A 13959-nucleotide genomic window follows, 5' to 3' on the forward strand; every position below is an offset into this window, starting at 1 on the left:
CGCATTTCGTGCGCAAACCCATGCATTTCAGGTCTTTGCGCTCGTCTCTGATACGAAGATTTTGCTGAATGCGTCGGAATACCGCAGTCAGGGAGGACAGCGCATGATACCAGCCGCATTCGAATATCACCGACCATCCGACATCGCAGGCGCGCTGTCCGTGCTTGCCGAACACGGCGATGACGCCCGTGTGCTGGCGGGTGGCCACAGTCTGATCCCGATGATGAAACTGCGCATGGCAGACGTGCCGCATCTGATCGATCTGCAGGATATCGATGTGCTCAAGGGGATCAAAATAGATGGAGGAACGGTCACCATCGGCGCAATGGTTACGCAGCACGAGATCATCGTCAGTGACGCGTTGTTTGCGGCAGCGCCCATCATGCGCGAAGCAGCATTGCAGATTGCCGACCCGCAGGTGCGCTACATGGGTACCATCGGCGGGAATGTGGCCAACGGCGATCCGGGCAACGACATGCCCGGCCTGATGCAATGCCTGGACGCCAGTTTCGTTCTGGAAGGGGCGGACGGCACGCGGACGACGAAGGCGCGTGATTTCTACGAAGCCGCCTACATGACCGAGCGCGATGACGAAGAAATCCTGACCCATATCGTATTCGACGCCACAACGGCGGGCTACGCCTACGAAAAACAAAAGCGCAAGATCGGAGATTATGCGACGGCGGCCTGCGCCGCGCTGATCACCAAGGACGGCGATACGGTCGCCTCTGCTTCGATCTCGATGACCAACCTGAGCGATGTGCCCGTGTTTTCCGAAGCGGCGAATGCGGCGCTCGTGGGCACGACCTGCGATGCCGCCGCTGTCAAGGCGGCTGTTGCCGCTGCCTTGGAAGACATCGACCCGACCGAAGACAATCGCGGCCCCGTTGAATTCAAAATGCACGTTGCCGGGATCATCATCGCCCGCGCAATCGAGCGCGCCTGGTCACGGGCGTAAGGGAGGAGAGATCATGACAAAACAAATCATCAAATTGACCGTGAACGGAGAAGAGCAGGAAGTGCTCGCCGAGCCACGCGAGTTGCTGATCTATGTGCTGCGCGAAAAGATGGGCATGAAGGGTCCGCATGTCGGGTGCGAGACATCCCATTGCGGGGCCTGCACCGTCGAGATGGACGGCAAGTCGGTAAAATCCTGCACGATGTTCGCAGCCCAGGCTCAGGGGGCCGAAATCACTACAATCGAAGGATTAGGAACGCCGGATAACCTCCACGTTTTGCAGGAAAATTTCAAGGAGCATCACGGCCTTCAATGCGGCTATTGCACGCCCGGCATGATCACGCGGGCGCACCGTCTGCTTCAGGAAAACCCGAACCCGACCGAAGAAGAGGTCCGCTTTGGCATCGCTGGCAACATCTGCCGCTGCACCGGCTACCAGAACATCGTGAAATCCATTCTTTCGGCTGCCGCTGAACTGAATGCCGCCAAGGAGGCTGCGCAATGAAGGATGAAGTCACACGTGACGACCGCGTCGCCAATCTCAAGGGCTTGGGCTGTTCGCGCAAACGGGTCGAGGACGCGCGCTTTACCCAAGGCAAGGGCAACTACGTCGACGACATGAACCTGCCGGGCATGCTGACGGGAGATTTCGTGCGCTCGCCCTATGCCCATGCGCGCATCACGTCGATCAACACCGACGCGGCCATGGCGCTGGACGGTGTCATCGCGGTTCTGACGGCGAAGGATCTTGAGCCGCTAGGCTTGCATTGGATGCCAACGCTGGCGGGTGACAAGCAAATGGTCCTGGCAGACGGCAAGGTGCTGTTTCAGGGCCAGGAGGTTGCCTTTGTCGTGGCCAAGGATCGCTATATTGCCTCGGACGCGGTTGAACTGGTCGAGGTCGAGTACGAAGAGCTTCCCGTGATCGTGGACCCGTTCGCATCGATGAAATCGGACGTCGTGCTGCGCGAGGATCTCGATCCAACCGCACCCGGCGCGCACGGGCCGCGCAAACACCACAACCATATCTTTACGTGGGAAGTCGGCGACGAGGACGGCACCAACGCGGTCATTGACGACGCGGATATCGTGGCCGAAGAATCCATGTATTACCACCGCACCCATCCGTGCCCGCTTGAACCCTGCGGCTGTGTTGCAAGTATGGACAAGGTCAACGGCAAGCTGACGCTGTGGGGCACCTTTCAGGCACCGCACGTGGTGCGCACGGTTGCGTCTCTGTTGTCGGGCATCGAAGAACATAATATCCGTGTTGTCTCCCCCGATATCGGCGGCGGTTTCGGCAACAAGGTTGGCGTCTATCCCGGCTATGTCTGCTCCATCGTGGCCTCCATCGTGACGGGCGTGCCTGTCAAATGGGTCGAGGACCGGATGGAAAACCTGATGTCCACCGCCTTTGCGCGGGATTACTGGATGACGGGCAAGATCTCGGCCACCAAAGAGGGCAAGATCACCGGGCTGCATTGCCATGTGACGGCCGATCACGGCGCGTTCGACGCCTGCGCCGACCCGACCAAGTTCCCGGCGGGTTTCATGAACATCTGCACGGGGTCGTACGACATCCCGATCGCTTACCTGGGCGTGGACGGCGTTTACACCAACAAGGCACCGGGCGGCGTGTCCTATCGGTGTTCGTTCCGGGTGACCGAGGCGGTCTATTTCATCGAACGGATGATCGAGGTTCTGGCCATCGAGATGAACATGGATTCGGCCGAACTGCGCCGGATCAACTTCATCAAGAAAGAGCAATTCCCCTACAATTCCGCGCTTGGCTGGGAATATGACAGCGGAGATTATCACACCGCGTGGGACAAGGCCCTGAAAGCCGTTGACTATGAAGGACTGCGCAAGGAACAGGCCGAACGGGTCGAAGCCTTCAAGCGCGGCGAGACGCGCACGATCATGGGCATTGGCCTGAGCTTTTTCACAGAAATCGTGGGGGCGGGCCCGGTCAAGAACTGCGACATCCTCGGGATGGGCATGTTTGACAGTTGTGAAATCCGTATTCACCCGACAGGCTCTGCGATTGCGCGGCTGGGCACGATTTCGCAAGGGCAGGGGCATGCGACGACATTCGCGCAAATACTTGCCTCCGAGATCGGGATTTCAGCGGATAGCATCACCATCGAAGAAGGTGATACGGATACGGCGCCGTACGGACTTGGCACCTATGGGTCGCGGTCCACTCCGGTTGCTGGCGCCGCGGCGGCTATGGTCGGGCGCAAGATCCGTGCCAAGGCGCAGATGATTGCCGCCTATCTGCTTGAGGTCCACGACGACGACGTCGAGTTCGACGTCGATCGTTTTGTGGTCAAGGGCGCGCCGGAACGCTTCAAGACCATGGGCGAGATTGCCTATGCTGCCTACAATCAGGCCATTCCGGGGATCGAGCCGGGTCTGGAGGCGGTAAGCTATTACGACCCGCCCAACATGACCTATCCGTTCGGTGCCTATGTCTGTGTGATGGACATTGATGTGGATACGGGCGTGCCAACCATAAAACGCTTCTATGCGCTGGACGATTGCGGCACCCGGATCAACCCAATGGTGATCGAAGGGCAAATCCATGGCGGTTTGACCGAAGCCCTCGCTGTCGCCCTGGGCCAGGAGATTGCCTATGACGATATGGGCAACTGCAAGACGGGCACCCTTATGGACTTCTTCCTGCCAACCGCTTGGGAAGTGCCAAACTACGAGACCGATCACACGGTGACACCCTCACCGCATCACCCGATCGGGGCCAAGGGCGTCGGCGAAAGCCCGCATGTGGGCGGCGTTCCGTGCTTTTCAAATGCGGTGCAGGATGCGTTCCGACCGTTTGGCAATCGTCACACCAACATGCCCCACGATCACTGGCGCATCTGGAAGACCGCGAATGATCTTGGTCTGCATGATTGAAGAAAGGGCGGGGCGCATCCGCGTGCCCCGCGCAACCCCATGACATCCTGGACAGATATTCAGACTGCATTGGCCAGCACCGGCTATATCGCCAGCGATGATCTGGCGACGGCACTGCACATTGCCACCACTCTCGGGCGGCCTCTTCTACTGGAAGGGGCCGCTGGTGTGGGCAAGACGGAAGTGGCGCGCGCTTTGGCGAGCGTGAATGAGACACAGTTGATCCGGCTGCAATGCTATGAGGGGCTGGATGCATCGCAGGCCATCTACGAATGGAATTACCAACGCCAGCTTTTGTCGATCCGCGCGGCGTCCGAGGCGGGCGAAACCGGTGCGGCGGTGGAGGCGCGTATATTCTCCGAAGAGTACCTGTTGGAGCGGCCGTTGCTCAAGGCGATCCGCCAGGACAAGGCCCCGGTCTTGTTGATCGACGAGATCGACCGGGCAGATGAAGAGTTCGAGGCCTATCTGCTGGAAGTCCTTTCGGATTTTCAGATCACGATCCCGGAACTGGGCACGATCAGCGCCACGACGCGTCCCATTGTCATCCTCACGGCCAATGGCACCCGCGACCTGTCGGACGCGCTGCGCAGGCGTTGCATCTATGCTCATGTGGACTACCCGGACCGGGTGACCGAATTGGCGATCCTGGCTGCGCGATGCCCGGGGATTGAGGCGCATCTGGGGGCGCAAATCGTCGGTTTCGTTCAGAAAATTCGCGAAGAAGAGCTGGAGAAAGTGCCGGGCATCGCTGAAATGCTCGACTTTGCTGCCGCCTTGGCGGGGCTGGGGATCAAGGATCTGACCGAAGATCCCGTCGTGCTTCAGGCGGCGTTGGCAACTTTGCTCAAGACGCACGCCGACCGGGCAGCCGTGCCCATTGAAGTCGCGTCGCGTCTGGCCGGAAAAGCCGCATGAGCAAGGTCACACGTTTCACCGCCGCCGATCCCGGACCTGCCGCGCGGGTTTCGGGATTCATGGCGCATTTGCGGGACCACGGGTTTCGGCTGGGCGTGGCGGAGACCGAAACAGCCCTGCGCGCCTTGTCCTGTGTGAACCCGATTGATCCATCCGACGCGCGGCTTGCGCTGAAATCGGTCTGCGCGGGGTCTGCCGAAGATGTGGCGCAGTTTGATTTGTTGTTTGATGCATTTTGGCGGGCGGAAGGCCGGGTGCGGCACAAGATCATGCCCTCCGACCAGACCACGCCCCAGCAGAATATGAAAAACTCACGCACGGACGAGACGCAGAAAAGTTCCGGAGATGGCTCGATCCACGCACCGGAAGAGGGCGACGATGGCGAGGAAAGCTATGCCGAGGGCACGGGCAAGCTTGTGGCATCCAAAGCAAGAAACCTGATGAAGAAAGACCTGCGCGAGATGGTGTCGGCCGAGGATATCCGGGCCGCCGAACAGGTTGCCATGCGTCTTGGCAAAGCCTTGCGGGATCGTCGGTCGCGACGGCGCAAGGCCGCAAAAAAGGGTGCGCTGATCGACTTGCGCCGGACCATGCGTCACAGCCTGTCCTCGGGGGGTGAACCCTTGCGCCTCGCCAAACGCAAACGGCCAGAGCGACCTTTGAAAATCGTCGCACTTTGCGATGTGTCGGGGTCGATGATGAACTACGCGCGTCCCTTTCTGGCCTTCCTTGCGGGTTTGATGCGCGCCGACAGCGCGAGCGATGCGTACCTGTTTCATACCCGTCTCGTGCGGATCACCAATGCACTGCGCGATGATGATCCTCTGCGCGCGCTCAACCGGATCACGCTTTTGGCCGATGGCTTTGGCGGCGGCTCGAAAATCGGTGTGAACCTTCAGCAGTTTGCGGGCAGCTATGCGCGCAATTTTGTCGACGGGCGCAGCGTCGTTGTGATCCTGTCGGACGGCTATGACAGTGACAGCCCTGAAATACTGGGTACGGCCTTGGCCAAACTGAAGCGGCGCGGATGCAAGATCGTGTGGCTGAACCCACTGAAAGGCTGGAAAGACTACAAACCCGTCGCGCGCGGCATGGCAACGGCCTTGCCCCACCTTGATGCCTTTGCGGCGGCCACCACGTTGAACGATCTGGCCGCGTTGGAAACCACGTTGGCGCGGCTATGACTCTCTCACGCTCTGATCACGCCCGTCTTGAGGCAACGATGCAAGAGCTGAAGGCCAAGGGCGTGCCTTTTGCCATGGCGACGGTCGTGCGCACGGTCGATGCGACCTCGGCCAGGCCGGGGGGGAAGGCGCTGCTGGACCGAGATGGGAAAATCCTGCTGGGTTGGGTCGGCGGCGGATGCGCGCGCGGTGCCGTGGGCAAGGCCGCACGGGATGCCATCAGCAGTGGTGATCCGCAACTGATTTCCCTGCGCCCGCAGGAGCTTTTGGAGACCGAGGGCGTGGCGGTCGGAGAAGTGCGCGACGGCGTCCGTTTTGCCCGCAATGGTTGCCCCTCCAAGGGGACGATGGATGTGTTTGTCGAACCTGTTCTGCCGTTGCCGGAAATGGTGATCTGCGGCACGGGTCTGGTAGCCATGGCGCTGGCCAGCCTTGCAACGCGCTTTGATTTCAAGGTTGCAGTCCATGCAGCGGAGGGGATCGAAACGGATGCGGACGTCACGCGGGGCTTTGACTTTGACACCAGCGGTTTCGTTGTTGTTGCGACCCAGGGCCAGGGGGACCAGAACGCATTGCGGGCCGCCGTGTCCACCGATTGCAGCTATGTGAGCTTTGTCGGCAGTCGCAAGAAATTCAAGACATTGGCGGCCAGGCTGGTGGCCGAAAACGCTGATCTTGAACCCGCCTTGCGGACGGTTCACGCACCCGCCGGATTGGATATCAACGCGATCACGCCTGACGAAATCGCATTGTCCATTCTGGCACAGATTACCCGATTGCGCCGGGCCGGACTGACACACGGTCAGGTGCGGGATGCGTGAGTGCGCAGCCATTGTACCGGCCACGCGTTTGGACAGGGTGGGCGAATTGGCTGTGTCGCGCAGGCTCGCGGTTGCTTGCCCTGCAATGACGCAGGAGAACTGTCCATGACCTGGCTGAGGCGTGCCGCGACGCGGATCACAGGACGCGTGTTTTCCCCACTGACCAAAGAGCAGGCCGATCTGCTGGCATCAATCAAATTCCCTTGCTGCTGAGAAAAGGACACCACCCATGGAACTCAGAGACGAAATCGTCATAAATGCCCCTCAGGCCGTCGTCTACGCGGCCCTGAACGATCCCGAAATCCTGAAGGACTGCATTCCCGGTTGCGAGGAGTTGGTCAAAACGTCCGACACCGAGTTGGAAGCCAGGGTTGTCCTCAAGATCGGCCCTGTGAAGGCCAAGTTCAACGGGAATGTCACGCTCAACCCGGACGCGCCACCAGAGCGGTTTTCGCTGACCGGAACCGGCAATGGCGGAGCCGCGGGTTTTGCCAAGGGCGGCGCGGAGGTCGTGCTTGAGGACCATCCTGACGGCACACTTTTGAAGTACAATGCGACCGCCGAGATCGGGGGCAAGCTTGCACAACTGGGCAGCCGTCTCATTCAGGGGACGGCCAAGAAACTCGCGGCCAAGTTCTTCAAGAGCTTTGCCGAGCGTGTCGGCTCGCAGGAGACGGTCTGAGGCTGGTCGAAGCGACTGCACCGATCTTGGATGGCGGATGACCGCGGTCCAACAAGACCGCGCTGTCTTTCAGGTGTCACGGACCGACAGTCCGTACAGACTGCCGCAAGCGCGATCTCTTAGCCCGGTTGCGCGTCGAGAATGCAGCTTTCCAAAATGATATTTTCGAATGGGTCCACGATTCCGATATCGCTCAGCCTCGGTCCGGCATTGCAGACCAGAGACGCCCCGAAGAGCGCCTTGAACACCAGAAAGGGCGGCTCCCAGGTCACACACTGATCCAACGCGTCGCGCACCGCCCTGAAATCACGGGCCACATCAGCGAGCCGCGCGGGACTGATCAGACCCGCAATGGGCAGCGCCATATGTTGCAGGACAACACCGTTGTGTGCCACGGCCATGCCCCCTTGCGATTCCAGAACTGCAGTCGCGGCCGCGGCCATCGTTTGTGCATCCGTGCCGAACACCGTGAGATTATGGCTGTCATGGGACACTGTCGAAGCAAACGCGCCGGTCCATGTGCCCCAGTTTTCCATCAATGCCACACGCACGGGCGCGTCCGCCGCGTAACGGTTTACGATCGCCATGCGGATCATGTCTTGCGGAAGATCCAGTGTGCCGCCCGAGGTCGTGAGCGTGCGTTCGCTCCATTCGGGAAAGCGCGGCTTGGACAAGGTGGCAACACGGGCCGTGGGGGCGGTACTGGACACTTCGAACGCATCCGGGCCAAGCCGGGTCAGGGACACGGAATGCGACAGGCGTTCAGGCACGCGCGGCGCCGTTTGAGCAGCCAGCAGGAGGCCATCCCGCGCCACGATGTTCCCATCCAGCACGACCGTTTCGGCCCGGACGTCGTCGCGGTCTGTCAGGATCACCAGATCGGCGCGTTTGCCGGGCGCTACGAGCCCAAGATCCGGGCGCCCGATGCGGGTTGCCGCATTCAGCGTCGCCGCGCGGTAGACCCAGGCCGCCGGCAAGTTGAGCGCAATCAGGTGCCGGATCACCTGATCCAGCCCACCCTTGGCCAGCAGGTCATCGGGAAAGACGTCATCGGTGCACAGGGTGACGGTCTGGGGCATGTGACCCAGCGCAAGGATCGCCTCTGCGAATTCCGGCAACAGATGGGTATGGGAGCCGCGCAATTCGATTGTCAGACCGGCGCGCAGCTTTTCCAGAAAATCCGCCGCGGAGGTCAGTTCGTGATCGGTTTCGACCCCCGCCGCGGCGTAGGCGTTCAGATCGTTGCCGCTCAGACCGCGCGCATGGCCGCAGACGCGCTTGCCGCTGGCCAACCCTGCTCCGACGATGCCCGCGACCCTGGGATCGCCGCTCAAAAGCGGGTCCATCGTCATCATTTCCGCAGCACCGTGAATGTCGGGGCGGGCCAGCAGCCTGGCCACGGTTTCGCGGTCGAAATCGCCGCCGCTTTGTTCAAATCCGGGCGCAGAGGGCACACAGGTGGGGGCCAAAGGCAGGAACCGTAGCGCTGCCGCCGCTGCACAGGCGAGGGCATAGCCCATCCCGTCCAATCCAGCGACATTGGCAAACTCGTGCGGGTCCCACAGCGCCGTTGTTACCCCGCGCGGCAGAACATGCGCCGCATATTCTGCGGGCGTCACCATCGAGCTTTCGACATGCATGTGGGTGTCGATCAGCCCCGGGACGACAAAGCGGCCGGTCGCGTCGATGCGCTTTTCAGCCTCTCGGGCGTTGGGAGCATGCACCGAGGCGATCAAGGGCCCGACAAGGCCGATATCTGCGGCGCGTTCTTCGCCCGTGACCATGTCGATCACGGTGCCGTTCTCGATCAGAACGTCGAATGGAGTTGCGCCGCGCGCGGCTTGGACTGCGCGGGCGCGCAAGCCCGGGTCGGTCAGGTTGGCGTCATGGGGCATGGGAGCGGCCTTGTGTTGCGAGGGCGGCGAGGCAGACCATCGCCGTGTCGGGGGGGCAAGCGGTTGCGAGGCGGGTGGTCGATGACAGGTCGGGCGTGAAACGGGTCGCGCCATAATCCGCACCCGGCGTGGTGCACACATCCAGCGCCATCGGGGTAAAATCCATCATATGCGGCGCTGAGAAGGCGAGGGCGGCAATCGGATCGTAGATCGCCATTTTTTCCCGCCCGCGGTCCAGCGCGATATCGAGATATCCGCCCAGCAGGTCGGCAGATGGTTGGGTCATGTCCGGCATGTCCGCGGGGCCGAAGGTCACCTGACGACAGATTTCCAGATCGATCACATCCAGCGGGATGCCGGACCTGGCCACGATGTCTGCGGCCTCGGGATCGGCGAGGCTGTTGAACTCCGCCGCCGCAGAGTGATTGCCCGGCCCATTGCTGCCGCCCATCCAGACGATGCGGCTGAGCGTTTGTGCGTCTTCTGGATGGTGCAGAACAAGGTGTGCGACAGTGGTGAGCGGGCCGATGGCGAGGAGCGTGGGGTCTTGCGTGCGCTGCACCCACGTCAACAGGCCTTCCAATGCCGGTGGTAGATCAGGGATTTCGGTGGGCTGCGGAAGCTGTTGCCCTCGGCTGCGCATACCTGTCGGCCCCAATATGCGTTCCGCCGTCTCAAAGGCGCGGACCATGGGGCGATCAGCGCCCGCGAAAAGGGGGATATTCAGGTCAAACACGGTGCGTGCGCCAAGTGCATTCGCGATGGCGCAGTCTCGCGTCGCGCATCCATATGTCAGCGACAGACCCGCAATGCGCACGTCCTGTCGGCGCAGCAACAGGATGGCCCAAAGGTCATCAAACCCGAAATCCGTATCGACCCAGACCTCCGTCATGCCATCAAACGCCGCGCAGTGTCCTGGGGCAGGTCAAAGGCGATGCTCTGGCCGATGGGCACTTCTGCTGTCTCGATACTTGCATCTGCCTTGATCTCGCCCAAGGGACTGTCGAGCACGTATTCGCGGTGTCCGCCTGCGAAACTGCTGCTGCGCACCTTACCGGAATACGGCCCCGCGCCGACAGAAACGCCACTGGGGCGCCATGCCAATACGGGCGCGTCTGTTGTAAAGCCAAGCGGCAGACGCGCGGACCCGTTGACGAGGTGGCCGCCTTCGACGTGAAAGATGTTCTCGAACCCCATGAAATCGGCGGCAAAGGCTGTTTCGGGCGCGGCATAAAGCTCCCGGGCCGTGCCCAGTTGCTCTATCTTGCCATCGTTCATCAAAACGATGCGGTCGGCCAACGCCAAGGCTTCGGACTGGTCGTGGGTGACAAAGACCATTGTGACGCCGGTGTCGCGTTGAACGCGTTGCAATTCGTTGCGCATCTCAAGACGCAATCGCGCGTCCAGATTGGACAGCGGTTCATCCAGCAGCAGCACCTTGGGTTGCATCACCAAGGAGCGGGCGAGGGCGAGGCGTTGTTGCTGACCGCCCGACATTTCGGCCGGTTTGCGGCTCTCGAACCCGGTCAGACCGACGGTCGCCATGCCCGCTTCCGTTTTGGCGCGCACTTGCGCATCCGGGAGCTTTTGCAGGCGCAGGCCGAAGGCGACATTCTCGAAGGCGCTCAGATGCGGGAAAAGCGCATAGGACTGAAACACCAAACCAATGCCGCGCTTGTTGGCCGGCGTCCGCGTCACGTCGCGCCCGTCAATCTCGATTGATCCGGATGTCGGCGTCAGCAACCCCGCGATGGCGCGCATGGTCGTCGTTTTGCCGCAGCCGGACGGGCCTAAAAGAGCGATCAACTCGCCCTCGTGAATATCGAGGTTGAGATTGGGCACGGCCACGGTCGATCCATAGGACAACACAAGATCGGTGAGCGAAACAAAGCGGTCAGACATAGCGCGAAAATCCCAACAGCCTTTCGGCCAGAAAAACGATGGCGACGGAGAGAAAGGCCAGAATGGCAGACAGGGCGGCCACGGACGGATCGAAGGTGATTTCCATGTAGGACAACATGTCGATGGGCAGCGTCCGCACGCCGGGGCCGGACAGGAACAGCGAGGCGGGGACCTCGTTGAAGCTGGTCACGAACCCCAGAATGAAGGCCGCCAGTATGCCGCCGCGAATGTTGGGCAGCACGACCTTGGTAAACGCCTGGAACCGCGTGCAGCCAAGGATCACGGCGGCCTCTTCCATGTCGCCACGCAGGTTATTGAGGCTGGAGGATACGACGCGCACCGCATAGGGCAACACAAGCGCTGTGTGCACCATAAAGAGCGCCATCGTGATCGTGACGTTCAAGGGTACCACGATGTAGCGCAGCAGAGCGAGCCCCACGATAATGCCGGGCACGATGATGGGGGCGGCCACGATGGTGCGGATCGTCTCGGCCCACGGCAGGTCATAACGATTGAGAGCATAGGCCGCCGGGATGCCAATCAGCAGCGCCGTGAGCGTGCCGAAGATGGCCAGAAACATCGACAGGGCAAAGCTGGCGCGGAAACTCTCAACCGTGAACACCTTGGCGTACCATTTCAGTGACAGGCCTTGGGGCGGGAAGGACAATGCTTCGCCCGCAGAGGCCCCCGCCAGAATGACGATCAGGAAGGGACCGATCAGGAAGGTCAGCGTGACCCCGAGGATGATCCAAATGCTCAATCTGGACATGGGCTATCTCCTGACCGAAGCGATGCGTTTGAGAACGATATTGGCCGTGAAAGACATGACGATCAGGATCATCGCGATCACGCTGGCAGAGACGAAATCATTGGACACGTTGACCTTTTGATAGAGCAGCGTCTCGAGCATAAGAACCTTGGAGCCGCCAAGGATCGCGGGGGTGATATAGGCGGTCAGCGCCCCGGTGAAGACAAGCGTACCGCCGATCACGAGGCCTTCTTTGGTGAGCGGCAGGATGACCCGCAAGAACACTTGAAGCCAGCTGGCGCCCAGGACGCGCGCGGCGGGAATGACATCGCGGGGAATGTTTTCCATCGCGGAGACCAGCGAGATGATCATCAGCGGCAGGAACAATTGCAACAATCCGATGAACACGGCGGTTTCCGTGAACAGCAGCCGGATTGGTGTGTCTGACAGGCCCAGACCCACAATCACGTCGTTGACGATGCCGGTGCGGCCCAGAATGACGATCCACGCATAGGTCCGCGCCACCGGTGAGATCATCAGCGGCAATACGACCAGCCCAAAGATGCGCCCGCGGGATTTGGGCGGCAGGCTGACGATGCAAAAAGCCGCCGCATAGCCGATGATGGCAGACGCCCCAGCCACCAGCAGGCCCAGTTTCAGGGTGCGCCAGAAAACGGCGCGGTTGAGCGGTTTGGAGAAAAACTCGAAATAGCCATTCAGGCTCCACCCCGTATCGGACTGGAACGCAACCGACAGAAGGATACCGACCGGCACAAGAAAGAAGAGCAGCGTGAAGAACGCCGCTGGCAGGGCAAGCGCCAAACCTTCTTTGCGATTGAGAAACATGGTCGGGTCTCCGGATCAGGCGAACGGCGCAGGTGTGCCCGCGCCGCTCGGTGCGTGTTACTGAATGACTTCCGTGTTCCACTGTTCGACCCATGCATCGCGGTTCGCGATGATCGCGGCCGGGTCCATGATGTTCAGCGAATTGATCAGGTCCGCACCGTAGGTCAGGTTGTCGGCAACCTCGTCACTGACCACGACATCCATATTGGCCGGGCTGTCGATCAGCGCGTTGGCGATGCGGGTCTGCACTTCGGCGGACAGCCAGTAATCCATCAGCTTGTACGCCAGCTCTTCGTTGCCATTGTTGGCCGTCATCAGCATGACGTTCATACCGCCCGCCTGACCTTCGGCGGGTTCGGCCCATGCAAAGGGCAGGGGCGAGCTGCGAAAGCGGCTCCAGGCAAAGCGGCCCACGGGGGCGGCGATGACTTCTTCCTGGTTCATCAATTGCGCCAACTCGGACGAGCGAGAGTAGAACGTTACGATGTCATCCGCGCTTTCCCCGATCCGGGAGATCACGCCGGAGAAGTCCTGACCGTCGCCACCCATGGCCTTGTCCAGCATCATGAGTGTCAGCGGCCCCTGGGTGCCCGTGATGTTGGGCAGCGACACGTTTCCGGCCAGTTCCGGGCCCAACAGGTCCCCCCAGCTGTCGATTTCGACCAGATCGGAACGGTAGACGATGGAGCTGGCATAGAACGTATATCCAACGGCCATATTATCGCCGATCGGGTTTTGGGCGGCGGGATAGAGCCGGTCAAAATTGGACAGTTTCGAGGTGTCGAGCGGTTGCAGCAGACCTTTCTGGGCCAAACTCAGCGCGTCGTGGCTGGAGATCACCGCCATGTCGATCACCGGGTCGGCGGCGTTGGCTTCGATCTTGGCCATGCGCTCGACGCTGTTGCCGGTCTCGATCACCAGTTCGCAACCGCAGATTTCCTCGAACGGGTCGTAAAGCGCTTCCTTGTAGGCGTCCTGCGCAAAGGAATAGACCGATATGGTCAGGGTTTCCTGGGCGTTTGCACTGGCGGCCATGAGGGCCAGTGTGGATGCGGCGAGAGCGAGGGTCTTTGTCATGTGAAGTCTCCT

General features: G+C 61.0%; 13 protein-coding genes. 7 read left to right on the forward strand and 6 right to left on the reverse strand.

Going from position 1 to position 13959, the window contains the following annotated elements:
- Nucleotides 1-103 precede the first annotated feature (103 nt).
- The 7 genes from LC354_RS04200 to LC354_RS04230 all read left to right on the forward strand — a co-directional run bounded on the left by LC354_RS04200 (nt 104) and on the right by LC354_RS04230 (nt 7479).
- Entirely contained in the window at nt 104-958 is an 855-nt protein-coding gene (locus LC354_RS04200; protein WP_223421594.1) for an FAD binding domain-containing protein, read from the forward strand.
- 13 nt (nt 959-971) lie between these two features.
- Nucleotides 972-1463, forward strand: a complete 492-nt coding sequence (locus LC354_RS04205; RefSeq protein ID WP_223421595.1) for a (2Fe-2S)-binding protein — start codon at nt 972-974, stop codon at nt 1461-1463.
- Entirely contained in the window at nt 1460-3874 is a 2415-nt protein-coding gene (locus LC354_RS04210) for an aerobic carbon-monoxide dehydrogenase large subunit (RefSeq protein ID WP_223421596.1), read from the forward strand. The genes LC354_RS04205 and LC354_RS04210 overlap by 4 nt, the downstream gene beginning before the upstream one ends.
- Before the next feature lie 39 nt (nt 3875-3913).
- Nucleotides 3914-4792 carry an AAA family ATPase gene (locus LC354_RS04215; RefSeq protein WP_223421597.1) on the forward strand — a complete coding sequence of 293 codons (879 nt, stop codon included), beginning with the start codon at nt 3914-3916 and terminating at the stop codon, nt 4790-4792.
- On the forward strand, nt 4789-5976 hold the full coding sequence (locus LC354_RS04220; RefSeq protein WP_223421598.1) for a vWA domain-containing protein: 1188 nt from the start codon (nt 4789-4791) through the stop codon (nt 5974-5976). The genes LC354_RS04215 and LC354_RS04220 overlap by 4 nt, the downstream gene beginning before the upstream one ends.
- A 38-nt stretch (nt 5977-6014) precedes the next feature.
- Nucleotides 6015-6797 (forward strand): XdhC family protein, encoded by a 783-nt coding sequence (locus LC354_RS04225; RefSeq protein WP_223421599.1) that lies wholly within the window; start codon nt 6015-6017, stop codon nt 6795-6797.
- A gap of 229 nt (nt 6798-7026) precedes the next feature.
- Entirely contained in the window at nt 7027-7479 is a 453-nt protein-coding gene (locus LC354_RS04230) for an SRPBCC family protein (protein WP_223421600.1), read from the forward strand.
- A gap of 119 nt (nt 7480-7598) precedes the next feature.
- On the opposite strand, the gene LC354_RS04235 is transcribed toward LC354_RS04230, so the two are convergent.
- Genes LC354_RS04235 through LC354_RS04260 form a run of 6 tightly spaced genes read right to left on the reverse strand, consistent with a single transcriptional unit; the run spans nt 7599 to nt 13947 of the window.
- Complete coding sequence (locus LC354_RS04235; RefSeq protein ID WP_223421601.1) at nt 7599-9374, reverse strand: adenine deaminase; 1776 nt, start codon at nt 9372-9374, stop codon at nt 7599-7601.
- A complete protein-coding gene (locus LC354_RS04240; RefSeq protein ID WP_223421602.1) occupies nt 9364-10266 on the reverse strand; it encodes a nucleoside hydrolase in 903 nt (300 codons plus the stop codon). The genes LC354_RS04235 and LC354_RS04240 overlap by 11 nt, the downstream gene beginning before the upstream one ends.
- Nucleotides 10263-11276: an ABC transporter ATP-binding protein gene (locus LC354_RS04245; protein ID WP_223421603.1), complete on the reverse strand. Its 1014-nt coding sequence runs from the start codon at nt 11274-11276 to the stop codon at nt 10263-10265. The genes LC354_RS04240 and LC354_RS04245 overlap by 4 nt, the downstream gene beginning before the upstream one ends.
- Entirely contained in the window at nt 11269-12045 is a 777-nt protein-coding gene (locus LC354_RS04250; protein ID WP_223421604.1) for an ABC transporter permease, read from the reverse strand. The genes LC354_RS04245 and LC354_RS04250 overlap by 8 nt, the downstream gene beginning before the upstream one ends.
- Before the next feature lie 3 nt (nt 12046-12048).
- Nucleotides 12049-12870 (reverse strand): ABC transporter permease, encoded by an 822-nt coding sequence (locus LC354_RS04255; RefSeq protein WP_223421605.1) that lies wholly within the window; start codon nt 12868-12870, stop codon nt 12049-12051.
- Between the two features lie 57 nt (nt 12871-12927).
- A complete protein-coding gene (locus tag LC354_RS04260) occupies nt 12928-13947 on the reverse strand; it encodes an extracellular solute-binding protein (protein ID WP_223421606.1) in 1020 nt (339 codons plus the stop codon).
- Nucleotides 13948-13959 lie beyond the last annotated feature (12 nt).

Source organism: Tateyamaria pelophila (assembly GCF_019966495.1).
Lineage (GTDB): Bacteria > Pseudomonadota > Alphaproteobacteria > Rhodobacterales > Rhodobacteraceae > Tateyamaria > Tateyamaria pelophila.

What these genes read in the sequence shown, in the direction of transcription:
- LC354_RS04235 (WP_223421601.1), bottom strand. Translation starts at nt 9,374, where the DNA reads ATGCCCCATGACGCCAACCTGACCGACCCGGGCTTGCGCGCCCGCGCA.
- LC354_RS04230 (WP_223421600.1), top strand. Translation starts at nt 7,027, where the DNA reads ATGGAACTCAGAGACGAAATCGTCATAAATGCCCCTCAGGCCGTCGTC.
- LC354_RS04200 (WP_223421594.1), top strand. Translation starts at nt 104, where the DNA reads ATGATACCAGCCGCATTCGAATATCACCGACCATCCGACATCGCAGGC.
- LC354_RS04255 (WP_223421605.1), bottom strand. Translation starts at nt 12,870, where the DNA reads ATGTTTCTCAATCGCAAAGAAGGTTTGGCGCTTGCCCTGCCAGCGGCG.
- LC354_RS04225 (WP_223421599.1), top strand. Translation starts at nt 6,015, where the DNA reads ATGCAAGAGCTGAAGGCCAAGGGCGTGCCTTTTGCCATGGCGACGGTC.
- LC354_RS04245 (WP_223421603.1), bottom strand. Translation starts at nt 11,276, where the DNA reads ATGTCTGACCGCTTTGTTTCGCTCACCGATCTTGTGTTGTCCTATGGA.
- LC354_RS04215 (WP_223421597.1), top strand. Translation starts at nt 3,914, where the DNA reads ATGACATCCTGGACAGATATTCAGACTGCATTGGCCAGCACCGGCTAT.
- LC354_RS04250 (WP_223421604.1), bottom strand. Translation starts at nt 12,045, where the DNA reads ATGTCCAGATTGAGCATTTGGATCATCCTCGGGGTCACGCTGACCTTC.
- LC354_RS04260 (WP_223421606.1), bottom strand. Translation starts at nt 13,947, where the DNA reads ATGACAAAGACCCTCGCTCTCGCCGCATCCACACTGGCCCTCATGGCC.
- LC354_RS04205 (WP_223421595.1), top strand. Translation starts at nt 972, where the DNA reads ATGACAAAACAAATCATCAAATTGACCGTGAACGGAGAAGAGCAGGAA.
- LC354_RS04240 (WP_223421602.1), bottom strand. Translation starts at nt 10,266, where the DNA reads ATGACGGAGGTCTGGGTCGATACGGATTTCGGGTTTGATGACCTTTGG.
- LC354_RS04220 (WP_223421598.1), top strand. Translation starts at nt 4,789, where the DNA reads ATGAGCAAGGTCACACGTTTCACCGCCGCCGATCCCGGACCTGCCGCG.
- LC354_RS04210 (WP_223421596.1), top strand. Translation starts at nt 1,460, where the DNA reads ATGAAGGATGAAGTCACACGTGACGACCGCGTCGCCAATCTCAAGGGC.